Annotated in this window: 29 protein-coding genes; 14 read left to right on the forward strand and 15 right to left on the reverse strand. The window is 66.5% G+C overall.

The genetic code is table 11. The features are described from left to right. Positions 1–3: 3 nt before the first annotated feature. Positions 4–366, reverse strand: coding sequence for a DUF4164 family protein (locus ACW179_RS03600; protein ID WP_492062938.1), 363 nt, complete (start codon positions 364–366; stop codon positions 4–6). Positions 367–583: 217 nt separating this feature from the next. Between ACW179_RS03600 and gap the strand changes: the two genes are divergently transcribed. The 4 genes from gap to fba all read left to right on the forward strand — a co-directional run bounded on the left by gap (position 584) and on the right by fba (position 4796). Continuing rightward, positions 584–1591, forward strand: a complete 1008-nt coding sequence (gap, locus tag ACW179_RS03605) for a type I glyceraldehyde-3-phosphate dehydrogenase (RefSeq protein ID WP_492062939.1) — start codon at positions 584–586, stop codon at positions 1589–1591. 90 nt (positions 1592–1681) lie between these two features. Further along, positions 1682–2341 carry a DUF6891 domain-containing protein gene (locus ACW179_RS03610; protein ID WP_492062940.1) on the forward strand — a complete coding sequence of 220 codons (660 nt, stop codon included), beginning with the start codon at positions 1682–1684 and terminating at the stop codon, positions 2339–2341. A 9-nt stretch (positions 2342–2350) separates the two neighbouring features. Then, positions 2351–3541, forward strand: coding sequence for a phosphoglycerate kinase (locus ACW179_RS03615; protein WP_492062941.1), 1191 nt, complete (start codon positions 2351–2353; stop codon positions 3539–3541). Positions 3542–3704: 163 nt separating this feature from the next. Then, positions 3705–4796, forward strand: a complete 1092-nt coding sequence (gene fba, locus ACW179_RS03620) for a class II fructose-bisphosphate aldolase (RefSeq protein ID WP_492062942.1) — start codon at positions 3705–3707, stop codon at positions 4794–4796. Positions 4797–4854: 58 nt separating this feature from the next. On the opposite strand, the gene ACW179_RS03625 is transcribed toward fba, so the two are convergent. The 3 genes from ACW179_RS03625 to ACW179_RS03635 all read right to left on the reverse strand — a co-directional run bounded on the left by ACW179_RS03625 (position 4855) and on the right by ACW179_RS03635 (position 6834). After that, positions 4855–5508: an NrsF family protein gene (locus ACW179_RS03625; protein WP_492062943.1), complete on the reverse strand. Its 654-nt coding sequence runs from the start codon at positions 5506–5508 to the stop codon at positions 4855–4857. 164 nt (positions 5509–5672) lie between these two features. Further along, positions 5673–6308, reverse strand: coding sequence for an NrsF family protein (locus ACW179_RS03630; RefSeq protein WP_492062944.1), 636 nt, complete (start codon positions 6306–6308; stop codon positions 5673–5675). Beyond that, the gene (locus ACW179_RS03635) at positions 6295–6834 is read right to left on the reverse strand and encodes a sigma-70 family RNA polymerase sigma factor (protein WP_492062945.1); all 540 of its coding nucleotides are present in this window, start codon (positions 6832–6834) and stop codon (positions 6295–6297) included. The genes ACW179_RS03630 and ACW179_RS03635 overlap by 14 nt, the downstream gene beginning before the upstream one ends. A 184-nt stretch (positions 6835–7018) precedes the next feature. Here ACW179_RS03635 and ACW179_RS03640 point away from each other — a divergent pair, with 184 nt between their 5' ends. From ACW179_RS03640 to ACW179_RS03665, 6 genes are all read left to right on the forward strand, one after another. After that, positions 7019–7297 carry a BufA1 family periplasmic bufferin-type metallophore gene (locus tag ACW179_RS03640; RefSeq protein WP_492062946.1) on the forward strand — a complete coding sequence of 93 codons (279 nt, stop codon included), beginning with the start codon at positions 7019–7021 and terminating at the stop codon, positions 7295–7297. Positions 7298–7442: 145 nt separating this feature from the next. Then, positions 7443–8273 carry an MNIO family bufferin maturase gene (gene bufB / locus ACW179_RS03645; protein ID WP_492062947.1) on the forward strand — a complete coding sequence of 277 codons (831 nt, stop codon included), beginning with the start codon at positions 7443–7445 and terminating at the stop codon, positions 8271–8273. Continuing rightward, a complete protein-coding gene (locus tag ACW179_RS03650) occupies positions 8266–9033 on the forward strand; it encodes an HvfC/BufC family peptide modification chaperone (RefSeq protein ID WP_492062948.1) in 768 nt (255 codons plus the stop codon). The genes bufB and ACW179_RS03650 overlap by 8 nt, the downstream gene beginning before the upstream one ends. Then, on the forward strand, positions 9030–9473 hold the full coding sequence (locus ACW179_RS03655; protein WP_492062949.1) for a DoxX family protein: 444 nt from the start codon (positions 9030–9032) through the stop codon (positions 9471–9473). Before ACW179_RS03650 ends, ACW179_RS03655 begins: the two co-directional genes overlap by 4 nt. A gap of 128 nt (positions 9474–9601) precedes the next feature. Then, entirely contained in the window at positions 9602–10090 is a 489-nt protein-coding gene (locus ACW179_RS03660; RefSeq protein ID WP_492062950.1) for a response regulator, read from the forward strand. Then, positions 10087–10512, forward strand: a complete 426-nt coding sequence (locus tag ACW179_RS03665; protein ID WP_492062951.1) for a chemotaxis protein CheE — start codon at positions 10087–10089, stop codon at positions 10510–10512. Before ACW179_RS03660 ends, ACW179_RS03665 begins: the two co-directional genes overlap by 4 nt. 17 nt (positions 10513–10529) lie before the next feature. Here ACW179_RS03665 and ACW179_RS03670 read toward each other — a convergent pair whose 3' ends face one another. Continuing rightward, entirely contained in the window at positions 10530–11102 is a 573-nt protein-coding gene (locus ACW179_RS03670) for a tryptophan-rich sensory protein (protein WP_492062952.1), read from the reverse strand. 193 nt (positions 11103–11295) lie between these two features. Between ACW179_RS03670 and ACW179_RS03675 the strand changes: the two genes are divergently transcribed. Beyond that, a complete protein-coding gene (locus ACW179_RS03675; RefSeq protein WP_492062953.1) occupies positions 11296–11802 on the forward strand; it encodes a GNAT family N-acetyltransferase in 507 nt (168 codons plus the stop codon). On the opposite strand, the gene ACW179_RS03680 is transcribed toward ACW179_RS03675, so the two are convergent. Next, the gene (locus tag ACW179_RS03680) at positions 11803–12255 is read right to left on the reverse strand and encodes a hypothetical protein (protein WP_492062954.1); all 453 of its coding nucleotides are present in this window, start codon (positions 12253–12255) and stop codon (positions 11803–11805) included. 159 nt (positions 12256–12414) lie between these two features. On the opposite strand from ACW179_RS03680, the gene ACW179_RS03685 reads away from it, so the two are divergent. Continuing rightward, positions 12415–14202 (forward strand): methyl-accepting chemotaxis protein, encoded by a 1788-nt coding sequence (locus ACW179_RS03685; protein WP_492062955.1) that lies wholly within the window; start codon positions 12415–12417, stop codon positions 14200–14202. A 4-nt stretch (positions 14203–14206) separates the two neighbouring features. Here the strand turns inward: ACW179_RS03685 and bfr are convergent, their stop codons facing one another. The 6 genes from bfr to obgE form a co-directional block, all read right to left on the reverse strand. Continuing rightward, positions 14207–14692, reverse strand: coding sequence for a bacterioferritin (gene bfr / locus ACW179_RS03690; RefSeq protein WP_492062956.1), 486 nt, complete (start codon positions 14690–14692; stop codon positions 14207–14209). Positions 14693–14835: 143 nt separating this feature from the next. Continuing rightward, complete coding sequence (locus ACW179_RS03695; RefSeq protein WP_492062957.1) at positions 14836–15021, reverse strand: (2Fe-2S)-binding protein; 186 nt, start codon at positions 15019–15021, stop codon at positions 14836–14838. A 156-nt stretch (positions 15022–15177) separates the two neighbouring features. Next, positions 15178–16713: a UbiD family decarboxylase gene (locus ACW179_RS03700; protein ID WP_492062958.1), complete on the reverse strand. Its 1536-nt coding sequence runs from the start codon at positions 16711–16713 to the stop codon at positions 15178–15180. A 96-nt stretch (positions 16714–16809) separates the two neighbouring features. After that, entirely contained in the window at positions 16810–17832 is a 1023-nt protein-coding gene (locus tag ACW179_RS03705; RefSeq protein ID WP_492062959.1) for a cupin-like domain-containing protein, read from the reverse strand. Further along, complete coding sequence (gene proB / locus ACW179_RS03710; protein WP_492062960.1) at positions 17829–18983, reverse strand: glutamate 5-kinase; 1155 nt, start codon at positions 18981–18983, stop codon at positions 17829–17831. The genes ACW179_RS03705 and proB overlap by 4 nt, the downstream gene beginning before the upstream one ends. Further along, positions 18980–20044, reverse strand: coding sequence for a GTPase ObgE (obgE, locus tag ACW179_RS03715; RefSeq protein ID WP_492062961.1), 1065 nt, complete (start codon positions 20042–20044; stop codon positions 18980–18982). The genes proB and obgE overlap by 4 nt, the downstream gene beginning before the upstream one ends. A 174-nt stretch (positions 20045–20218) precedes the next feature. On the opposite strand from obgE, the gene ACW179_RS03720 reads away from it, so the two are divergent. Further along, entirely contained in the window at positions 20219–21178 is a 960-nt protein-coding gene (locus ACW179_RS03720) for a hypothetical protein (protein WP_492062962.1), read from the forward strand. Positions 21179–21442: 264 nt separating this feature from the next. On the opposite strand, the gene ACW179_RS03725 is transcribed toward ACW179_RS03720, so the two are convergent. From ACW179_RS03725 to rplU, 3 genes are all read right to left on the reverse strand, one after another. Next, entirely contained in the window at positions 21443–21976 is a 534-nt protein-coding gene (locus tag ACW179_RS03725) for a GNAT family N-acetyltransferase (RefSeq protein WP_492062963.1), read from the reverse strand. Positions 21977–22162: 186 nt separating this feature from the next. Next, entirely contained in the window at positions 22163–22432 is a 270-nt protein-coding gene (gene rpmA, locus ACW179_RS03730; RefSeq protein WP_492062964.1) for a 50S ribosomal protein L27, read from the reverse strand. 32 nt (positions 22433–22464) lie between these two features. Beyond that, positions 22465–22977 (reverse strand): 50S ribosomal protein L21, encoded by a 513-nt coding sequence (gene rplU, locus ACW179_RS03735; protein ID WP_492062965.1) that lies wholly within the window; start codon positions 22975–22977, stop codon positions 22465–22467. Between the two features lie 242 nt (positions 22978–23219). On the opposite strand from rplU, the gene ACW179_RS03740 reads away from it, so the two are divergent. Further along, positions 23220–23849, forward strand: coding sequence for a hypothetical protein (locus ACW179_RS03740; RefSeq protein WP_492062966.1), 630 nt, complete (start codon positions 23220–23222; stop codon positions 23847–23849). Positions 23850–23883 lie beyond the last annotated feature (34 nt).

Raw genomic sequence — 23883 nt, forward strand, 5'->3', positions numbered from 1 at the left:
GGCTCAGCCCTTCCCCGGACGGTCGAACAGCGCGTCGACTTCGGCGTCGGTCCGATCGTGTGGATGATCGTCATTGGCTGTGGCGGCCTCGTCGCCCAGGGCGGCGCGGATTTCGGCGATGGCGCGACCCAGGGCGACCGAGGCCTGGGCCCCGGCCTCTTCCAGCGCCCGCTCGCGCTCGCGGGCGGCGTTCAGCTCGGCCTTCAGATGCTCGCGGTCGGCGTCGACCTCGAACAGGTCGCCCTCGCGCGGCGACACGGAGGCCGAGGCAGCCGTACGGGCCGCCAACCTCTGGGCCAGCTGGGTCACGGCGCGGTCCAGCCGGCGCACGGCCAGGTCGAGGGCGCTTGTTTCGCCCGGAGTCATCGGCGGGTTCCAATCATGCACTGCAACATATAGATCAGGATCACCTTCGCCACCCGCTGCGGCGACAATACGGTCATCAAATACCCATAGCAGCATTCGGTCATGCGTTGTTACCGGTCACGGGCTTGACTTCCCCGCCATCGCCCGCAAAACGCGCTGCAAAATCAAGGAACGCCGGTCGATCTTGGACGGCGTCCGTCATGAGGAGAACGACACCATGGCCCTTCGCGTCGCCATCAACGGTTTCGGCCGCATCGGACGTCTGGTCCTGCGCTCCATCGTCGAGCATGGCCGCACCGACATCGAAGTCGTGGCGATCAACGACCTGGGCCCCGTCGAAACCAACGCCCACCTGCTGCGCTATGACAGCGTGCACGGCCGCTTCCCGGGCGTGGTCACCTCGGGCGAGGACTGGATCGATGTCGGCACCGGCAAGATCAGGGTCACCGCGATCCGCAACCCGGCCGAACTGCCGCACGCCGAACTGAACGTCGACATCGCGTTCGAGTGCACCGGCCTGTTCACCACCAAGGAAAAGGCCAGCGCCCACCTGACCGCCGGCGCCAAGCGCGTGCTGGTCAGCGCCCCCTGCGACGGCGCCGACCAGACCATCGTCTACAAGGTCAATGACGACGTGCTGAGCGCCGCCGACCTGGTGGTCTCCAACGGTTCGTGCACCACCAACTGCCTGGCCCCCATCGCCAAGGTCATTCACGACCTGGTCGGCATCGAGCGCGGCTACATGACCACCATCCACTCCTACACCGGCGACCAGCCGACGCTGGATACGATGCACAAGGATCTGTATCGCGGCCGGGCTGCTGCCCTGTCGATGATCCCCACCTCGACCGGCGCCGCCAAGGCCCTGGGCCTGGTTCTGCCGGCCCTGAAGGGCAAGCTGGACGGTTCGTCGATCCGCGTTCCGACCCCGAACGTCTCGGTGGTCGACCTGAAGTTCGTGCCCTCGCGCGACACCACCGCCGCCGAACTGAACGAGGCCCTCAAGGCCGCCGCCGCCGGTCCGCTGAAGGGCGTGCTGGGCGTCACCGACGAAGCCCTGGTCTCGACCGACTTCAACCACATCGCCGAAAGCTCGACGGCGGCTCTCGCCCAGACCCAGGTCATCGAAGGCAAGCTGGGCCGCGTGCTCAGCTGGTACGACAACGAATGGGGCTTCGCGACCCGCATGAGCGACACGGCGCTCGTGATGGCGAAGTACCTGTAAGAGACGCCACCCAGCAGCCGCCCCGAACTTCGGGGCGGCTGTTTCTTTATGGATAGCTAAACCGTCAGAGCGGGCGCGAAGGGAGGACGGATGCTGAGATCTTGGCTGCAACGCTTTTTCAGCGCGCCCTCTTCCGCAAAATCTGTAGCGGTCACGGTGCCGTCGTCCGAAATCGTTACCGACATCGTCAGACAGATCGACGCCGATGTAGCGGGCGGCTTTTCCACCAAAGATGAAATCATCCAGTCCATTGTCGACATCCATGCTGATGACTATGGCGACGTGGCCGCGTTGCGCGACGCGGCCGTGTCATTGACAGACGAGTCCTTCAGGGCACACCGCCTCAAGCAAGCGGAATGGCCCACAGTCACAGACTGCGACCGTCTCGACGCAGCGTTTGCCCAACTGGAAGCTGACGGCGTCATCTCACGGCAGAACTTTACCTGCTGTGGAACGTGCGGCTCGGCGGAAATCTGGGACGAGATCAACAGTGCCAAAGACGCCGGAAAACCGGCACGTGGATATGCCTTCTATCACATGCAAGACACTGAATCCGCAGTGGACGGCTACGGCTTGTATCTCAACTACGGCTCCTGCGAAGAGGGACCCGAAGCCGCCGTTGCGATCGGTCACGAAATCATCGCTCGCCTAAAAGATCACGACATCAAAACCGAATGGGACGGTCGCATTGAGCGGCGCATTGCCGTCTCGCTCGACTGGAAGCGCCGCCGCTCCGACCTCTCAGCCTGAAAGAAGCCCATGCCCTTCCGCACCCTCGACACCGCCGATCTCGCCGGCAAGACCGCCCTGGTCCGCGTGGACTTCAATGTTCCCGTCGAGGCTGGAAAGATCACCGATGACACCCGCCTGCGCTCGGCCCTGCCGACCATCCAGTTCCTGACCGGCAAGGGTGCCAAGGTGGCGCTGCTGGCCCACTTCGACCGGCCCAAGGGCAAGGTGGTTCCCGAGATGAGCCTGGCCTTCGTGGCCGAGCCCCTGGCCGCCCTGCTGGGCGCGCCGGTGAGCTTTGCCGCCGACTGCATCGGCGACGCGGCCGCTGCCGCCATCGCCGCCCTGTCGGCCGGCGGCGTCACCCTGCTGGAAAATGTCCGCTTCCACGCGGGCGAGGAAAAGAACGACGCCGCCTTCGCCGCCGAGCTGGCCAAGCTGGGCGACGTGTATGTCAATGACGCCTTCAGCGCCGCCCACCGCGCCCACGCCTCGACCGAAGCCCTGGCCCACGCCCTGCCGGCCTATCCGGGCCTAGCCATGCAGCGCGAGCTGGAAGCCCTCGACTCGGCCCTGGGCAATCCGCAAAAGCCGGTGATCGGCATTGTCGGCGGCTCCAAGGTCTCGACCAAGCTGGACCTGCTCAACAACCTGGTCGCCAAGCTGGACCGCCTGGCCATCGGCGGCGGCATGGCCAACACTTTCCTGTTCGCCCAGGGCCATGACGTGGGCGGCTCGCTCTGCGAAAAGGACCTGGCCGACACCGCCCGCCAGATCATCGAAAAGGCCAAGGCCGCCGGCTGCGAGTTGCTGCTGCCGGTCGATGTGGTGGTGGCCAAGACCGTCAAGCCGGGCGTCGACGCCCAGACCCGCGCCCTGGGCGATGTTCAGCCCGACGACCTGATCCTGGACGCCGGTCCCGAGACCGTGAAGCGCCTGCTGGCCGCCATGGACGACAGCAAGACCCTGATCTGGAACGGCCCTCTGGGCGTTTTTGAAGTTCCACCGTTCGACGAAGCGACCGTTTCGGCGGCAAAGCATGCCGCAAGCCTCGCAAAATCAGGTAAGATCGTCGCAGTGGCCGGTGGCGGTGATACGGTGTCAGCCTTGAACCATGCTGGCGTGGTCGGCGACATGACCTTTGTCTCGACCGCCGGCGGCGCCTTCCTTGAATGGATGGAGGGCAAGGACCTGCCGGGTGTGTCAGCTTTGAACACTTGAGGCCGGTTTAGCCCCGTTTCGGCGGGGTGAGAGATCAAACTGGGAGGAGGAGCGGCCGCAGTCATGCGGTCGCTGGACTGGAAGACCGGGCAAAGAGCGCTTCAGCGCCGGGCCCCAACAACAAAAAACGACTCAACCTTTTCAAGCCTGCAGGAGAGACCCCGTGGCGAGGATCACGCTAAGACAGTTGCTGGACCATGCGGCCGAGAATGACTACGGCCTGCCCGCGTTCAATATCAACAACATGGAACAGGGCCTGGCGATCATGGAGGCGGCCGCTGCCGTCGACAGCCCGGTCATCATCCAGGCCTCGCGCGGCGCGCGGACCTATGCCAACGACGTGGTCCTGGCGCGTCTGATCGACGCGCTTGCCGAGCTCTATCCCAATATTCCGGTGTGTATGCACCAGGACCACGGCAACGGCCCGGCAACCTGCGCCACGGCGATCCAGTACGGCTTCACCTCGGTGATGATGGATGGCTCGCTGATGGAAGACGCCAAGACGCCGGCCTCTTACGACTACAATGTCGAGGTTACCCGCAAGGTGGTCCAGATGGCTCACAGCTGCGGCGTTTCGGTCGAGGGCGAACTTGGCGTGCTCGGGTCACTCGAGAGCGGCATGGGTGAGGCCGAAGACGGTCACGGCTTCGAGGGCGTGCTGAGCCATGACGAGCTGCTGACCGATCCCGACCAGGCGGTCGACTTCGTGCAGCAGACCGGCGTCGACGCCCTGGCCATCGCCATGGGCACCAGCCACGGCGCCTACAAGTTCACGCGCAAGCCGGACGGCGACGTCCTGGCCATGAACGTGATCGAGGAGATCCACCGTCGCCTGCCCAACACCCACCTGGTGATGCACGGCTCGTCCAGCGTTCCGCAGGACCTGCAGGACATCATCAACCAGTACGGCGGCGAAATGCCCCAGACCTGGGGCGTGCCGGTCGAAGAGATCCAGCGCGGCATCAAGCATGGCGTGCGCAAGATCAATGTCGACACCGACTGCCGGATGGCGATGACCGGCGCGGTGCGCAAGATCATGATGGAAAAGCCGGGCGAGTTTGATCCCCGCGCCTATCTGAAGCCGGCCAAGGAAGCCATGCGCAAGGTCTGCCAGGACCGTTTCGTGCAGTTCGGCTCGGCCGGTCACGCAGGCAAGATCAAGCCGATCTCCACGGCGACCATGGCCAAGCGCTATACGTCGGGCGAGCTTCACGCCAAGTTCGGCGCCGAGGCGGCCAAGGCGGCTGCGGAATAGTCTCCGCCTTCGTCAGATGATGAAACAGGGCCTCCCGGCGAAAGCGGGGAGGCCTTTTTCAGATCTGCGTGGACTTGCCTCCCCAGAGCATCGCGCCCGCGCCGATAATAGCGCACAGCGCAATTCCGGAAGTGTCCCAAAGACCCACGAACACCAGGTTCGACTGGTAGCAGTGCAAACCATAGACGGCGTCCGCCACCCCGCCGCTGAGCAATCCGGCCGCCAGTCCCATCAGGCCCGGCCGTTCCAGATCAATCCGCTTCAGCCCCAGGATCGAGAAGACCAGCATCGGCGCCGCCAGGGCCAGAATGTTACGCAGGCATGTGCCGCCGCCCAGGGCCCCCAGCATGTCGTGCAGCACCGGCACACCCTGCCGGCCGGCAGTCGCCCCCGCCAGGATGATCACGACGCCCGCCAGAAGCCCGGCCATGGCCAGGGCGAGGCGAGGCGATCCCCCCCGCGACAGGGCCGAGATGGCCGCCAGCGCCGTTAGGGCCAGCACGCCGCCATAGGCCATCCGCAGCCAGAACGAGATGTCGTAGGGCACCAGGGCGATATCAGGTCTGGGCTGCAGCCAGAACAGAACCAGCAAGATGCTCGCCAGGGCGCCGGCCGCGGCAATCTCGACAAGACGAACCGGAACAGTGGCCGGCGACCAGGCCCGCGCGGCCTGTCCGCCGCCATCGAATGGCAGGGGCGAGTCGTCGATCATCGTGCTCCCGCGCTCACCTGCGTTTGAATGCGGCGGCGCGTTTATGCATGTCGCTCGCAACAAAGGTGGGCGAGACTGCTAAGGTGAACGGCGTTTTGTCAACCAGCGACGCGCAGGTCAGCACGACGCGCGGCAAGGGCGCCGATTGCGCACTCAGCCGGCGCTCACCAACGCAGCGCCCAACGGCCCACCAGTCCACCCAGCAGAGCGCAGGCCACAACGCCCAGGCTGTACCAGACGCCGACGAAGACAAAGGTGCTCTCGGCGCAGTGCAGGCCATAGACAGTGGCCGCCACCCCGCCGGCCAGGGCCCCGACCGCCACGCCGGCCCGGCCCGGACGCGCCGGGGCCAGGCCCCGCACCACCCACAAACCCAGCAGCGTGGTCGGGCCGCCCAGCGCCAGAATGTTGAGCGTACACCGCGACCAGGACCCGCCCCGCAGCATCGCCATGGGGTCGCCGGCCATGCCAAGCTGAATGGCGCCCATCAGTCCAAACGCGCTCAGCACCAGCAGGCCCAGGATCAGGCCGCGCCGGGGCGAACCCAGGGGGCGCGCCAGTTGCTCGACGGCCAGATAGCCCGCCAGACCCAGGGCGCCGGTATAGGCCGCCTTGAGCCAAAAGAAGCCGCCGCCCATCGCCGGCATAAGGTCGGGTCGCACCTTCAGCCAGGCCAGCACGCCGACCAGGGCCAGTGCTGCACCGACCACGGCCAGTCCCACCAGTCTTGCGCGCGGACCGCCGCCGGGGGCAGGGCCGCCGTCGGCGGCGAGGGCATCGATGAGGTCATCGGTTCGCATCGCGCATCCTTTCGGCCAGGGCCTTGAGCGCCCGGTGCAGAGCGACCTTGGCCGCGCCCTCGGAGATGCCGGCCCGCGCCCCAGCCTGGGCCAGGCTCAGCCCGACCAGCTTGACGTCGCTCACCAGCGTGCGCTGACGCTCCGGCAGGCTGGCCAGAGCGCGGTCCAGTTCCAGGCCCACGCCAGGGTCGTGCTCCTCGGCGACCAGAAACGCTTCATGATCCTCGATCGGCAGGGTCTGGCGGATCTTGCAGCGCCGCCAATGGTCGATGAGCTTGTAGCGCGCCACCGCATGCGCCCAGGCGGTGAACGGCTGGGTCGCGTCCCAGGTCGCCCGCTTGAGATGCACCGCCAGCAACGTCTCCTGCACCAGATCCTCCACATCGCCGGGCGCACCGGACATCCGGCGCGTGAAATAGGTGCGCAGGCGTACACCGAGCAGCGACAGACACTCGCGATAGGCGGGGGCGTCACCCTCCAGCCCGCGCAGCATCAACGCCTTCAAACGGGTCTCGATGTCCGTCACGCAGTCCCCTATTCGCGCGTCAGGCCCGGATGGTTACACGGCTCGCGCGCGCGTCGGAACCGTCGCCGGCCGGCGTCCGAAAAAATTGTTCCACGACCGGTGTAACCTTCGCCCGCCTGGCTCCGTATTCCCCTCTGACCGAGCCGATGGAGCCGGTCGTCAGACCCACCCAAGGAGCCACCCCATGAACCGTACCGCTTCCGCCGCTCTCGCTGCCGTCTTCGCCCTGTCCGCCGGCGCCGCCCTCGCTGACGACATGGCCGCCAAGAAGCCCGCCATGGAAAACTGCTACGGCGTCGCCAAGGCCGGCCAGAACGACTGCAAGGCAGGCGCGGGCACCTCGTGCGCCGGCACCTCCAAGGTCGACTATCAGGGCGACGCCTGGAAGCACGTGGCCAAGGGCACCTGCACGTCGATCAAGACCCCCAAGGGCATGGGCTCGCTGACCCCCAAGGCGATGTAGGCAACATCTGCGGCCGCTTGCCCCCTCCTGGCTGCTGCGCAGCCGTCCTCCCCCATAGGGGGAAGAGGATCTCATCTTCCCCCTATGGGGGAGGAGCGCGCCAGCGCGGAGGGGGCAAGCGATCGTTCAACCTGAGAGCCTTCCCATGACCCCCGCCGCAGGCCTTGGCCTGAAACCCCAGCACTATGACGAGGCCCTGGCCGCGACGGCGCCGGGTCTGTGGTTCGAGGTTCATCCCGAGAACTACATGTCGGCCGGCGGACCGCGCCTTGCGGCCCTAACGGCGATCCGCGAGCGCCATCCCCTGTCCCTGCACGGCGTGGGCCTGTCCCTGGCCGCCGATGCGGACCCCGATCCCGAGCATCTGGCGGCGCTCAAGGCCCTGGTCGATCGCTTCGAACCCTTCGTGGTTTCAGAGCATCTGGCCTGGTCGACCCATCGCGGCGTCCACCAGCCCGACCTCCTGCCCTTCCCCCGCACCCGGGCGGCGCTCCAGCGCATCGCCGCCAATATCGGACGGATGCAGGACGCGCTGGGCCGCCAGGTGCTGGTCGAAAACCCCTCACTCTATATCCCCCTGATCGGCCATGAGTTGGACGAGACCCAGTTCCTGTCGGCCCTGGTCGAGACCACCGGCTGCGGCCTGCTGGTCGACGTCAACAACGTCTTCGTCAGCGCCAGCAATCTGGGCTATGGCGCGCAGGCCTATCTGGACGCCCTGCCCGCTGCCGCCATCGGCGAGATCCACCTGGCCGGCCATGCGCCCGACGAGGGCGGCTCTGGCCTGTTGATCGACACCCACGGCGCGCCGGTGGCCGAGCCGGTCTGGGACCTCTATCGCCGCCTCATCAGCCGGATCGGTCCGCGCCCAACCCTGATCGAGCGCGACGACAATGTTCCCGCCTTCGCTGACCTGATGGCGGAACGCGACCGCGCCCAGGCTGCGCTGACCCTGCGAGCGCCGGCCCATGTCTGACCTGCTGGACTTTCAGGACGCCTTTGCGGCGGCACTGGCCGGCGCGCCCTCGGCGCTTCGCCCCTGGCTGGCCAGCCCGGCCGCCGGCGAGGCGGGGCTGTCGGTGTATCGCAACACCATCGCCAAGGGCTGTGTCGACGCCCTGGCCGCAAACTTCCCGACGGTGCTGGCCCTGGTCGGCGAGGACTGGTTCCGCGCCGCCGCCGCCCTGTTCGCCCGCGAGGCGCCACCGACCCACGCGGCCCTGCTCGACTATGGCGAAGACTTCCCGGCCTGGCTGGACCGCTTCCCGCCGGCCCGGGACCTGCCCTATCTGAGCGGCGTCGCCCATCTGGACCGACTGTGGACCGAGGCCCTGTTCGCGGCTGAGGCTCCGCCCCTGGCTGCGGCGACGTTCACGACCCTTTCGCCAGAGCATCTGGCCGGGGCCCGCGTCGCCCTGCACCCCAGCGTTCGCTTCGCCGCCTTCGAGGCGGGCCTGCCCAGCCTGTGGGCCGCGGTCCGGGAGGGCCGTGAGGACGTGGCGCTTTCCGACATCGCCGAGGGCCTGCTGATCAGCCGGTGCGGAGCGTCCGTGACCTACCGCGTGATCGGCCCCGCCGACTGCGCCTTTCTCGCGGCCTGCAACCAGGGCCTGCCGCTTGCCGAGGCCATCGGCCGGGCGGCAGAGGCCGATCCAGAGACAGACCTTCAAACCCTTTTCGCCGCCCTGATCGCCGACGGCGTCTTCAGCGGCCTCGACACCGGAACCCCATCATGACCCACGCTCTCCTCAAGCCTTTCGACCCCCTGGCCCGGATCGCCGGCAAGGTGCTCACCGACGATGTCCTGAGCCTGGTCGCCCGGCTGGGCGTGGCCGGCGTGTTCTTTCTGTCAGGCCGCACCAAGGTCGATGGCCTGCTGCACATCACCGACGGGACCTATTCGCTGTTCGCCGACGAATATGCCCTGCCCCTGATCCCGTCGGACATCGCCGCCCATCTGGCCACCTATGGCGAGCACCTGTTCTCGATCCTGCTGGTGCTGGGCCTGTTCACGCGGCTGTCTGCCCTGGCCTTTCTGGGCATGACCCTGGTGATCGAGATCTTCGTCTATCCCGACGCCTGGAGCACGCATCTGTCCTGGGCCGGACTGCTTCTGCTGATCCTCGCCAAGGGTGGCGGCCGCTTCAGCCTGGATCGCCTCTTGCGGATCCCATGAGCCAGAAACCGTCGTTCTGCGACAATACGCCCCACACGATACCGCCTTGCGAAAACTATCGTTAAACTTGCCTTATTGCGCTCATGGGATCGTCGAATATCGACGTTCAACCGAAAGAGGCGCTCAGCATGCCGGACGTGTCGACCGAGGCGGCTCCGTCCTTCAACTTCAATGACGCCAGCGTTCTCATCGTCGATGAGAACCACGGCTTCATGGACATCGCCACACAGATGCTTTCCGGGTTCGGCTTTCGAACCTTCCATCGCTGTAGTCGCCTCTCCGAAGGCCAGACCTTCGCCCGGGATCACGAGACTGACCTTGTTCTGGTGGATCCCTTTCCGGCCGCCAATGATGGCCTCACCCTGATCCGCGAGCTGCGGCAACGGCAGGAGCCTGGCGCGCCCCATCGGGTGGTCATCGTGATGACCGGGCACACGCCGCTGGACCTGATCAAGAGGGCCCGCGAGGTCGGTGCCGACTATGTCGTCGCCAAGCCGTTCTCGCCCGCAACCTTGCTGGAGCGCATTCTCTGGAGCTCCGGCTCACAGATGGAGACCACGAGCCAGCCAGACCACCGCGACGCGCTTCGTGAAGCAGCCATGGCCCTGTTGCAATGAGCTCGGCCAGCCGCCTGTCCCAGTTCATGGGTCGTCCGGGCGGGATCGATCCAGCCCAGGCCCTCGCGGCAGCGGAGGCCAATATCGAGGCCTATCGCGAACAGGCGCTGGCGCTGATCGACAAGGCCATCGCTGATCTCGCCGCAGCCGCAGATACAGCGCCTCGTGACGAAATTGCGCGCCTGGCCGACAGCATAGCCAGCCTTGCCGGCATGTTCGGCCTGCACGCGGTCACCCACGCGGCCCGCGCGCTATGCCAGACCGTGAGAGCCCTGGTGGCCGCCCAGGCCTGGGAGCAGTCCACAATCGACGTTCATGTCGCCGCCCTTCGACTGATACGGGCACACGCCGATTCACAGGATGTTGCACATCTGCTGGCGGGACTGGACCGGCTCGCAGCCCTCGCGGGCAAGCTGCGATAGCCGCCACCGACCGCAGATCAGTGCAGGGTCGGCCCCGTGGGACGTCGCCACAGTTGCGCCGTCAAGGCATTGGCCACCCCCAGCCAGCCCAGGTCCGGCGCGGTACCGCCGCCGACCTTGCCGGCTTCGATGGCATAGGCGGTTGAGGCGGCCAGCGAGGCCGTCGCGGCCGCAGCCTGACCGCCCAGCCGCTTGGCACCCAGACCCAGCCACAGGGCGTTGAAGCCCTGGGTCAGGCTCCACAGGGTCAGGGCCCGCGTACGCGCCGGACTGGCCGGGGCGTTCCAGGTGCGCAGGCCAGACAGGGTCATGGCGATGAATAGGGGCGGCAGGATCAGGCTGGTCAGCGGCTTGGGCTGATGGGCGACCGGTTCGTGCATCTCGGCGAACTCGACCGCATACATCTCGTCATCCAGAACAGCTTCGTGGCGACGCCCCATGGCCATGGCCGCCAGGATCGCGCCGCCCGCCAGCAGGGCGCCCAGGGCGATCTGCGCGGCGGGGTGGTTTTCTGCGTGCCTGTCGGCTTCGAAAGCCTCACGACCCGCGCGGGAGCTTTTCCTGTGCGATGCGCCGTTCAGGATGTTCATGCCGGACTCCTCGTTAACGTGCGTGCCTAACCCTCGGGCAGGCTTCGGGTTCCACCTCGACCGCCGTCACGCATGATGCGTCCAAACGGCTGACCACGCCAGCCTGGCCGCTGCGGGAAAGCGCCGGCAAAACGGCACGCGGCCTTCCATCCGCGACACTGGCGCCTCGCCATAGCCTAGGGCAGCATGAGGTATGACTTGCTTGATACGCCTCGCCCGCTCGTCTGAGATCGAGCAGATTCAAGACCTTGAGCGCGCCTCGGCCCAACGTTTCATCGGGATGATGGACGCGTTGGCGGCTGACGAGCCGACCCTGGCTGTCGTTCTGTCTGCGCGCCTCCAGGCCGGCGGCCTGTTTGTCGCCACGGCGGACGAAGCCCTTGCCGGCTTCGTTATGGTGCGGCCCGTCGAGGACAGTCTTTATGTCGAACAGATCGATGTCCTGCCCCGGTTCGCGCGAAGACGGATCGGCGCGGCCCTGCTGGAGGCCATTACGCAGCGGGCAAGGGCGGAAGGTCTGGCGCGGCTGACCCTGTCTACCTTCCGGGAGGTGCCGTGGAATGCCCCCTGGTACCGTCGCCTGGGCTTCATCGATCTGGCCGACACCGCATTGAGTCCTGGGTTGCTGGCGATCAGGGCCGAGCACCTCAAGCGCGGGCTCGATGAGAGCCAGCGCGTCTTCATGGCCCGAAACCTCTGACTATCGATCGCCCGGCGTTCGCTGCAGGCCATCGATGAGCTGCGCCATATTGGCGGCGTTCAGGCTGGCGGTCTGTCGGATTTCCTCACGCGCCAGGATCACCGAGGTGATGAGCACGCCGCCGTTGTCGGTGCGGAGCGCATAGCCGTTTGCTGCCAGCTTGAGCACGTGTCGACGGGTGGTCTCGACAGGCAATCCCAGCGACCGCGCAAGGGCTGAAACGCTGACCGGGCGGCGCAGATGGTCAGGAAAAAAGTCACCCGCCGCGATGTCGGGATAGTTCTGTTCCTGGCGAAGGTGTTGGGTTCCAGCCTGCGCCGCAGCGATGAAGACCATCGCCAGGCCCAGATCGCCATCGAAGAGATCCGTGAAGATTCTGATCAGCCGCAACGCGTAGTCTGCGCCCAGGCTCATGTGATGGCGTGCAATGAACGGTGTTTTCTTACGTCGCATGCATCTATAAGTCGTTGTTTAGAATGGAAATCACAAGCGGCACGCTTACTCATTTTGGGCAGATTTGCCTGGCGCTTTAAGGTGTCGTTGATGTCTTGGGCGCTTTTCTAGGCCCCTTATAGTTGGGGGGCTATCGTGCGGCTGCGTTTATCTGGGGCTATGAATCTTTTCGGCGCGATCCTGGCTGGGGGATTGCTCCTGCTGGCCGCCGTGTCGTGGTACGCCATCCAGACTGTGCGGGTCGGCGGGCCGCTGTACAAGCAGATCGTCGCCGGCAAGGACCTGACGGCGGACATCCTGCCCCCGCCCCTCTATGTCATCGACGGCTTTCTCGACGCCAAGCTGACCTTTGCAGCCGGCCCGGCCGCAGATCTCGAAGAGGCGAAATCCGAACTGGCCAAACATCGCGCCGAGTATGACGCGCGTCTTGTGTACTGGCGCGCAATCGATTTTGACCCGGCGGTCAAGTCGGTGCTGATGGGCGAATCCGACGCCCAGGCGCAGATTGTCTGGTCGGCGGCCGAAGACATGCTCAAGGCCATGGCCTCAGGCGACGTCGCCGGGGCGCAGGCCCAGGAGGTCCGCCTGACCAAGGCGTTCGAGGCCCACCGCGCTGCCGTCGAGCAGGTCGTTCCCCTGATCGCCGCCGACAGCGCCAGGGTCGAGGCCAAGGCCCAGGCCGAGCAGGTCAAGCAACTGACCCTGATGGCGATCGTCTGCGCCCTGCTGGGCGCGGCCATTGCTGCGGGCATCTTCATGATCCGTCGCGCCGTGGTGCGCCCCGTCCAGGCGATCACCGCCTATATGGGCGAGCTGGCGGGCGGCCACTACGAACGCCCTGTGCCCTTTGCGGGTCGTCACGACGAACTTGGCGACATGGCCAAGTCGGTGGCGGTGTTCCGCGAGGGCGTTCTTGAACGCCGCGAGCTGCGCCAGGAACAGGACGAGGCGCGACGTCAGGCCGAGTCGGCGCGACAGGCCAACGACGCCAGCCAACGCGCAGAGGAACAGAAACGCGATCACGCCATGAAGGGGCTGGCCCAGGGACTGGACCGCCTGTCGGCCGGCGACGTCGCCTTCCGCCTGGGGGTCGCCTTCGCGCCGGAATACGAGCGCCTGCGCGGCGATTTCAACAGCGCCGCCGAGAAGCTGACCCGCACGCTGGGCCTGATCGACCAATCGTCGAGCGGGGTCGGGTCCGGGGCCGTACAGATCGCCCAGGCCGCCGACGACCTGTCGCGTCGCACCGAGCAGCAGGCCGCCAGCCTGGAAGAAACCGCCGCCGCCCTGGATCAGATCACCAGCACCGTGCGGCAGACCGCCGAGGGCGCGCGCAAGGCCAATGAGATCGTGGTCGAGACCCGTCGCCAGGCGCAGACCACCGAGAACGCCGTCGGCGCTGCCGTACGCGCCGTGGGCGAGATCGAGACCTCCTCGGCCCAGATCGGCCAGATCATCGGGGTGATCGACGAGATCGCCTTCCAGACCAACCTTCTGGCCCTGAACGCCGGCGTTGAAGCGGCCCGCGCGGGTGAGGCCGGTCGCGGCTTCGCCGTCGTCGCCCAGGAAGTGCGAGCCCTGGCCCAGCGCTCGGCCGACGCTGCCAAGGAAATCAAGATCCTGATCAGTGCCGCCTCGGGCAAGGTCAGCGAGGGCGTGGGCCTGGTGGGCCAGACCGGCACGGCGCTGGCCAGCATCCTTGAGCGGGTCAACCAGATCGCCGCCCTGGTGTCGGATATCTCCGCCTCTGCCCAGGAGCAGTCGACGGGTCTCAATGAGGTCAACACCGCCGTCAACCAGATGGATCAGATGACCCAGCAAAACGCCGCCATGGTCGAGGAAACCACGGCGGCAGCCCATTCGCTGAAAAGTGAGGCGGCGCGCCTCGCCGACCTGGTCGGTCAGTTCAACCTGACGCCGGCGGCCCCCTCAAGGGCCGCCGCCTGAAGGCTCAGCCGCCGGCCGGCAGTTCGCCCATGGCGCTCTGCAGGTAGTTCTGCTCGCCCAGCGCCTTGACCAGGCCCAGTTGCATTTCGAGGAAGTCGATGTGCTCCTCGGTGTCGCTGAGGATCTCGCGCAGCAGCTCGCGGCTGACATAGTCGCGGGCCTGTTCGCACTGGATGATGCCCGGAATCAGGGTCTCGCGGCCGCCCAGCTCGACATTCAGGTCGCTGCCCAGGCACTCGGGCACGGTCTCGCCGATCTTCAGCTTGTGCAGGTCCTGCAGGTTGGGCAGGCCTTCCAGGAACAGGATGCGGTTGATCAGCTTGTCGGCGTGCTTCATCTCGCCGATCGACTCGTCGTAGGTGATCTTGCCCAGGCGCTTGAAGCCCCAGTTGTCGTACATCCGCGCGTGCAGGAAATACTGGTTCACAGCGGTCAGCTCATTGGTGAGCACCGCATTGAGCAGGCGGATAATGCCAGGATCGCCTTGCATGGCGCGCCTCCTTGAAGATTGAGTCGGGGGGACCGTGAGGCAAGGCGCAGTCGGCTTCAACTGCTATGTCTGCAAGTGTTTCGCGCTTTCACGGATATCGCCGCAAGCGCAAATCGTTCTCAGGATTTCACCCGAAAAGCGGCCTATTCGGCGGCGTAAGCCAGGGCCTGGCGGCTGTCGTCGATCATCTGGCGCATCTCGCACACGCACTTGGCGCACTGGGCCTGACAGCCCTTGTGGCGAAAGATCTCGGCCGGACGGCTGGCGCCCGCGTCGATGGCGGCGCGCACTTCGCGCTCGCGGATACCGTTACAATTGCAGACGTACACGAAAACGCGCCCCGCCGAATGAGTGTCATTCGCATCTAAGCACATCCTGCTGAGTTTGCAACTGACTCTCACTATGGTTAAGCGAGGTTCGACCCGAAGGTCGCTGGGCGCACGGCAACTACCCCCGGCCCGGCGCAGGCCAGGCCGGGATGGCCGTCATTTGGCCTTCCAGATCGGCTTGCCGTCCCCCGGCAGACCGAGCCTGCCCCACATGTCGCTGACCTTGTCCACGACAGCCTGATCCATGCGGATCTCCTCGCCCCATTCGCGCTTGGTCTCCGGCGGCCACTTGTCGGTGGCGTCCAGGCCGATCTTGGAGCCCAGGCCGCTCTCGGGGCTGGCGAAGTCGAGATAGTCGATGGGGGTGTGCTCAATCACCGTGATGTCCCGCGCAGGGTCCATCTTGGTGGAGATGGCCCACATCACGTCCTTCCAGTCGCGGGCATTGATGTCGTGGTCCACGACGATCACCCACTTGGTGTACATGAACTGGCGCAGATAGCTCCAGACTCCCAGCATCACGCGCTTGGCGTGGCCCGGATAGGCCTTCTTCATCGAGACCACAGCGATGCGATAGCTGCAGCCCTCGGGCGGCAGCCAGAAGTCGACGATCTCGGGAAACTGCTGACGGATCAGCGGCACGAACACCTCGTTCAGGGCCTCGCCCAGCACCGCGGGCTCATCCGGCGGCCGGCCGGTGAAGGTGGTCAGATAGATGGGGTCCTTGCGCATGGTGATGGCCGTCACCTGGAAGACCGGGAACTTCTCGACGCTGTTGTAGTAGCCGGTGTGGTCGCCGTAGGGACCCTCGTCGGCATACTCGTCGAGCAGGACATAGCCCTCGATGACGATCTCGGCGTGGGCCGGGACCATCAGCGGCACGGTCTTGGCCGGCACCAGATCGACCTTGGCCCCGCGCAGCAGGCCGGCGAACTGGTACTCGGAAAGCGTGTCGGGCACTGGGGTCACGGCGGCCAGGATGGTGCCGGGGTCAGCGCCCAGCACGGCGCAGGCGGGAAGCGGCTCGCGGGTTCCCGACTTCTTGTGGCGGGCATAGTGCTGGGCCCCGCCGCGATGGGCCAGCCAGCGCATGATGCAGCGGTCCTTGCCCAGCACCTGCATGCGGTAGATGCCCAGGTTGAAATCGTCCTCGCGATCCTTGCCCGGCCCCTTGGTCACCACCAGCGGCCAGGTAATCAGCGGGGCCGGCTCGCCGGGCCAGCAGGTCTGAACGGGCAGTTTGGACAGGTCGATGTCGTCGCCGGTCAGGACGATCTCCTGCACGGGGGCCTTCTTCACTGTACCCGGCCGCATGGCCATGACCGTCTTGGCCAGGGGCAGCATGTCGATGACGTCCTTCAGCCCCTTGGGGGGCTGGGGCTGGCGCAGGAAGGCCAGGAGCTCGCCCACTTCACGCAGTTCGGCCGCCGTCTCGCGCGGTTCGCCGCCCAGGGTGACGCCCATGGCCACGCGCTTGACCGTGCCGAACAGGTTGGCCAGGGCCGGCATGGATGAGCGGCTGCCGTCGGGCAGCAGCACATGCTCGAACAGCACCGCAGGGCCGCCGGTGGCCAGCAGGCGGGTCTGGATCTCGGTCATCTCCAGAACGCTGGAAACCGGCTCCTTGACCCGCACCAGTTCGCCCTTGGCCTCCAGGACGTCGATGAACTCGCGTAATGAACGATAGGCCATGAGAACTCCTGCGAACGGGCCGGAACCTAGTGCGTCACGCCCCCGGACGGAATCACCATTTCCGTTTTGCGCACGAAAGCCGCAGCGGCGGCCAGGTCAGGCCTTGGTCAGGGCGCCGACCAGGATCTTGCGGATACGGGCAATGTGCTGGGGCGTCATCGCGCCCAGCGAGCCGCGAACCTCCGGCGGGATGTGGGCGGCGGGGTCGCCGTTCTGCTGGAACACGAAGTGATCGAATGCCCCGCGCCAGATCTCGCGCTCGGCCGGCGACAGCTCTCGGATCGAGGCTATCGCATGCAGCAGGGCCTCCAGGGGCCTGCCCAGGGTCTTGCGGGGCTCTTCCCACCAGTAGTTCACCAGCACCGTGAACGGGTCGAGCGACTCGACATTGTGGAACCAGAAATAGGGGATGTAGATCGCATCGCCCGGTTCCAGTTCGGCGACCTGGGCCGTGGCCCAGGCCTGCTCGAAGCGCGGAAAGCGCTCAAGATCGGGCTTGGCGATATCCACCAGGCTGACCGGCGGCCCGGCGGGGGTGAACTCCAGCGGACCCAGATACAGGTTCTTCAGCTGGTCGGGGGGGAACAGGGTGAAGCGCCGCCGGCCCGTCACCGCGCAGGCGATGTTGTAGTTCATGTCGAAATGGGTGGCGGTGGTGATGGCGTTGCCGATCCAGATCCGGGGGCCGACTGTGGCGTCGAGCAGCGGCTGGGCGTTGGCTGTGGCAAAGCCGGGCAGCGCGCTTTGGGTCGGCGTCGATTGCACCGCGATCGCCGGCGGCTCGGCGGCGTCTCGCAGGGTCAACAGCGCGCTCAACGCCTCGCCCAACGGCACGGTGCGCCGTTGAAAGTTCACGCCGGCCATGTCGTCGGTATAGAAGAACCGGCCACCGATCTCCGGGCCGCCAAACAAGGCGGTCACCGGCCGGCCGACGTCCAGGTTCATCAGATAGTCGGCCATGACCTCGTCGGAGGCCCGACCGGCGGCCACCGCCGGCCAGTCGCCGACCAGGCCACGCAGGATGGCAGGCTGGTTGGTCGGCATGATCTGGTCGCGAAAGGTCGCCCGGTCCACATCGCGCCACTCGGGCGTCCGGGCGAGAACCGCCAGCAGGCTCACGCCAGGGGCTCCGCCACGGCCAAATCGTCGGCGTGGATCATCGGACCCTCGGAATAGCCCAGTTCAGCTTCAATGGCGTCGGAGCGCAGACCGGCGATGCGGTGGGCGTCGGCGCTGTCATAGCGCACCAGACCACGGGCCACCTCCCGACCGGTCTCGTCACGCACCCGCACGGCATCGCCCTTATCGAAGGGGCCCTCGATGGCGCGGACGCCGGCGGCCAGCAGGCTCTTGCCCTTGGCCAGGGCTGCCGCCGCGCCGGCGTCGACCGACACCCAGCCCTGCGGGGCCAGCGACCCGGCGATCCAGGCCTTGTAGGCGGCGGCGGGACTGGCTCCGGCCTCGAACAGGGTCGCCTTGGCACCCTCTGCGATGGCCTTGAGCGGATGGGAGCGTGAGCCCAGGGTGATCAGGGTGGCGCAGCCGGCCGCGCGGGCGATGCGGGCGGCGGCGATCTTGGTGGCCATGCCGCCGGTCCCCACGCCCGAGATCGCATTGGCGCCCCCGGCCATAGCCTCGATCTGCGGAGTGATCTCGCTGATCAGCGGCAAATGCGCGGCTGCGGGATCGCGACGCGGATCGGCGGTGTAGAGCCCGTCGATATCGGACAGCAGCACCAGCAGATCGGCCCCGGCCAGTTGCGCTACGCGTGCGGCCAGACGGTCATTGTCGCCGTAGCGGATTTCCTCGGTAACGACCGTGTCGTTCTCATTGACCACAGGCACGACGCCCAGCGACAGCAGGGTCTCGACCGTGGCGCGGGCATTGAGCCAGCGGCGGCGGGTCTCGGTGTCGTCGCGGGTCATCAGGATCTGGGCGACGGCGATCCCGTGCGGCTCGAAAGCCTCTTCCCAGGCCCGCATCAGCAGTGACTGGCCCGCCGCAGCGGCGGCCTGCTTCTCGGGCAGGGTCAGGGACTTGCGCCCCGTCAGGCCCAGGCGCCGGCGCCCCAGGGCCACCGCGCCGGAGGACACCACCACCACCTGCTGGCCCCGCGCGCGCAGGGCGGCGGCATCGTCGCAAAAGGCCTTGAGCCAGGCATGGTCGGCTGCGCCGGTCTGCGCGTCGACCAGCAGGGCGGAGCCGACCTTGAAGACGATCCGCCTGGCGACGCCCAGGGGGCCTCCCCAGGTCGCGGGGGGGAGACTCACGGGGTCCAGCCCCCCGGGGTCTCCGGAACATGATCTTCTTCTTCGTCGATTTCCTCGATCTCGTCGCCGCGGCGCACGCGGACCTGGCGATAGGCGGCGCGCAGCAGTTCCTTGACGCCCCTGCCCGAGACGCCCGACACCAGACGCGGCCTGACGCCGGCCACCGCCTCAAGCTCGGCCATCTTCTCGGCGATGGTCTCCTCGTCGAGAGCGTCCACCTTGTTCAGGGCCAGGAGCTCGGACTTGTCGCCCAGCTCATCGCCATAGGCTTCCAGCTCGCCGCGGATCGTGGTCCAGGCACCGGCGACATCGTCCTGCGTGGCGTCGACCAGATGGATCAGCACCGCCGAGCGCTCGACATGACCCAGGAAGCGCGTGCCAAGGCCGGCGCCTTCTGACGCCCCCTCGATCAGGCCGGGAATGTCAGCCAGCACAAACCGCTCGCTGGTCGACAGATCGACCACGCCGAGATTGGGCGTCAGGGTGGTGAAGGGATAGTCGGCGATCTTGGGCTTGGCGGCCGTGGCGGCCGCCAGGAAGGTCGACTTGCCCGCATTGGGCAGGCCCACCAGACCCACATCGGCGATCAGCTTCAGCCGCAGCCAGATCCAGCGATCCTCGCCCTCCTGGCCGGGATTGGCGTATTTGGGCGCCTGGTTGACCGGCCCCTTGAAGTGCAGGTTGCCCCAGCCGCCATTGCCGCCCTTGCACAGGCGCACGACCATGCCGGGCGTGTCGAGGTCGGCGATCAGGGTTTCCTTGTCCTCTTCCAGCACCTGGGTGCCGACGGGAACCTTGAGGGTAATATCGGCACCGGCTGCGCCATGGCGGCCACGGCCCATGCCATGGATCCCGGTCTCGGCCTTGAAGTGCTGTTGATAGCGGTAGTCGATCAGGGTGTTGAGGCCGTCCACGGCCTCGATCCAGATATCGCCGCCACGGCCGCCGTCGCCACCGTCAGGGCCGCCGTATTCAATGTACTTTTCGCGTCGGAACGAGACCGCGCCGCCGCCGCCGTTGCCGGAGCGGATATAGATTTTGCACTGGTCCAGAAATTTCATGGACGTCTTTTGTCTCAAGGTGCTTGCCACGTCGAGCCGAAATGGCGCTGGACGGAGCATAGCCGCTTCAGCCTAACGCCGTTCCCGGGCGTGACGAAATGTTAAAGCTGACCGTGCAACAAAGAGTCTTGCTTTGAAACCGTCGTTTTTGACCGACGGCAAGGGAGACGGACGTTGACGACGACACGGGAGGAAGGAGCGGAAATCGCACGGGACCTGCGGGACCTGTCGCTCCAGGACCTGTGTCGCAAATACGCCGGCGAAGCCTCGATCCACCGCAATATCCTGATGAGCCGGGGGACCGGGGTCACCGGCACCTGGCGCGATTTCCGGGCGTTCCTGGGCGATATCGGCACCAGACCGACCGCCGAGCACGTACTGGTCCTGACCAATCGCACCGAACGCACCTATGGCCCCGGTCGCGCGCGCTGGATGACTCCCGCCGAGCAGGCGGTCCACGAGGCCGAGTTCGACCGTATCCAGGCCGAGAAACAACGCGAAGAGCAGCTTCTGCTGCACCAGGCTGCGGCGATGAAGCGCGCCAGCAATCCCAAGGCCGCGTCGTTTGGCCAGTGGACGCCCATGGGCGGCCAGCAGGTGGCCTATAGCGATGTCGCCAAGCGCCTGAACATCCCGGTCGCGGCCCTCTCCAAGACCATGACCGGCGGCAAGACGGCCGACGAACTGGTCAAGCGGGCGGCTGGAGCCAACGAACTGATCAATCAGGAGGCCACCTGGCTGCCGCCCGATCCGGCGCGCAAGGCCGGCTTCTTCGAGGCCTTCCGCATCTGGCACATGCAGGTTCAGCCGCAATTCAGCCGGGCCGCCACCCCGACCTTCCTGTTCCTCTACATCGCCCTGCCCGTCATGAAACAGTGCCGCGACGAGCTGATGGAGCTGGACCTGTGGAACCCGCTGAGCCAGCGCGCCATGAGCGCCCGTGACGCCCACAGCGCCTGGAAGAAGTACACCGAGTTCATGCCGCGCGCCCAGGTGGCCCTGATGGAGATCCCCATCTACGCCACCTATTCGCTGCTATCGGACCTGGACGCCCTGTGCGACCGGATCCTGACGGCCGAGAAACGCTTCCGCGAAGGCCAGCAAAAAGTGATCCAGACGCACCGCGCAGCCTAGGGCCGGGCCGCAGAACACTATGTGTGGGAGCTCACGGCTCCCGAGCCGGTTCGTGAAACCGGTCTTCCTGGCCCCTGTGCCCAGGACCCATAGCCGGCGGCAGGCTGTGAAACTCAGGTGTTCTGCAGCGGAAGAGCCCAGGGCTCAGGCCCAGCTCAGCTGTCCCTGACACCATGGATCCTGGGCACAAGGCCCAGGACGACAGACGTTTTTCGCCCTACCCTGTGCGAGAACCCTCCCCCTGAGTGAACCGTCAGGCGACCATCAGGCCAGCCAGACCATCATGCGCGTCGCCGCAGGCTGGCCGCGCGCGACCGACGGCTTCATCTCGACGACACCGGTATAGAGAAAGCCCGCCTTGATCAGCACCTGGGCGGAGGCGGGGTTGTCGGCGAAGTGACCGGCCACAACCAGCTTCTTGCGCCAGACCCGCCGCGCCCAGTCCAGGGCACCCTGAGCGGCTTCCGTCGCCAGGCCACGGCCCCAATAGGGCTTGCCGATCCAGTAGCCAATCTCCAGATGGCCACCTGGCGGCGTGAACAGACCCAGCACGCCGATGACGCCCTCATCATCCAGCTCAACGGCGAAGGTGTTGTCGCGACGGCGATCCTGAAGCTGGCAACGGGCCACGAAGTCTTCCGCGTCGCGGCGGCCATAGGGCCAGGGCATGCGGGTGGTCATGCGCGACACGTCGCGCTCGCCGCCCAGGGCCGCCAGGCGCGGCGCGTCGGCCATGGCCGGAGCGCGCAGCGTGATCCGCCGCGTCTCGATCGTGGGACAGGTCTCGATGACGCACATCACGCGCCTCCCGTATGTCTCGATCCCTCTTGGACGGAGACCGTGACGCCGCCATGGCGATCCTGCTTCAGGGCGGCGTTGGACAAAACAAAAGCGGGGAGCCCGGCGTTCCGGACTCCCCGCTTGGGTTCGTCTGTCCAGATCGCCTTCTCAACCGAGAAGCGCGACCCGAAAATCGAGTGCCTGCTACTCGGCGGGCTGCGCGGTCGGCGCAACCGTTACGTAGGTGCGGTCATGCTTCTTGGTCACGAACTTCACCGCGCCTTCGACGAGTGCGAAGAGGGTGTGGTCCTTGCCGATGCCGACGCCCGCGCCCGGCCAGAACTTCGTGCCGCGCTGACGGATGATGATGTTGCCAGCGAGAACCTTCTCGCCGCCGAACTTCTTCACGCCAAGGCGGCGGCCGTCGGAGTCGCGACCGTTGCTGGACGAGCCGCCTGATTTCTTGTGAGCCATCTTGCTCTCCTAATCTCTAGAGGCGCAGCCGCTTAGGCTTCGCCGTCTTCCGGGGCGGCTGCAGCCTTCTTCGGCGCGGCCTTCTTTTTCGGGGCGGCTTCAGCGACCGGAGCGGCCGACTGGGCGACCGGGATCGTGAAGGGCACAGCGGCGTCGCCGAGGCCACGAGCGCGGGCGTTCAGGATGACCTTGGGGGTCAGGTCGATGACGCCGTCCCACTTGGTTTCCGAACCAGCGCCCGACACCGAGGTCACGCGCACGACCGTTTCGGTCTGGCGGTGGCCGCGTGTGCGGCGATAGCCCTGACGGCGGATCTTCTTGAAGATCTTCACCTTCTCACCCTTGCGGGTTTCGATCAGGGTTCCGGAGACGACAGCGCCGTCCACCGTGGGGGCGCCGACCGTCACGGCCTCGCCTTCGCCAAGCATCAGGACTTCGCCGAAAGCGACTTCCGAGCCCGGTTCACCGTCGAGCTTTTCGACAACCAGCAGATCGCCGGCTTGGACCCGGTACTGCTTGCCGCCGGTTTTGATCACCGCGTACATAGGTTAGCGCCTTAAGAAACGTGCGTTCGCAAAATAGGGAACGCCCGCAAGGAAACCCGGCGGGCGAGGGGGCGGACTTATACAGCCGACCGACCCCGAGTCAACGGGCTCCAGGGGATGCGACACAGATTCCCACGCTTGAAACGCCGATACGTCGTCACAGCGTTTCACGGGGCCCGTCAATTCAGGGGCAAGGCGATTCAGGCTGGAACGTTACAATGTAACAGTATATAGCCACTTCCGTGACCTGGACCTTCTTCGCCTCTATCGCCGCCACCGGTTTCGCCGTGGCCTTCCTGCATGCGGCCCTGCCCACGCACTGGCTGCCGTTCGTGCTGGTGGGACGTGCGCAGAAGTGGTCCACGGGCCGCACTCTGGGTGTCACCTTGCTGGCTGGACTGGGCCATGTGGGCCTGACCATCGCCCTGGGCCTGGCGCTGGTGATGGCCGGCCTGGCCCTGCAGCCCAGCCTGGGCCACGTCTTTCACTGGATCGTCGGCGGGCTGATGGTGGCGGTCGGACTCTTCTATGTGCTGCGCGGCCGCCACAGCCATGCGATCCCTGACGCAGGCCGACGCGTCTACGCCTCCGACAGGGCCGCCATAGCCGCCCTGGTCACCCTGCTGACCCTGTCACCGTGCGAGGCCTTCCTGCCCTACTACCTGGCCGGCATGGAGCACGGCTGGCAGGCCTTCGTGGCCCTGAGCGTGGTCCTGATGGTCGCCACCGCGGCCGGCATGCTGATTTTCACCGGCCTCAGCCTGGCCGGCTTCAAGCGCCTGGGCCTGCACTGGGTCGAGCGTTACGAGGAAACCATCCTGGGCGCGGCCCTGATCCTGGTCGGTATCGCGGTAGCCTTCTTCAAGTCCTGAATGCGGGAGCTTCCGCCGGAGCTCGTGAGCCCCT

Source organism: Caulobacter sp. AVps18, assembly GCF_058681425.1.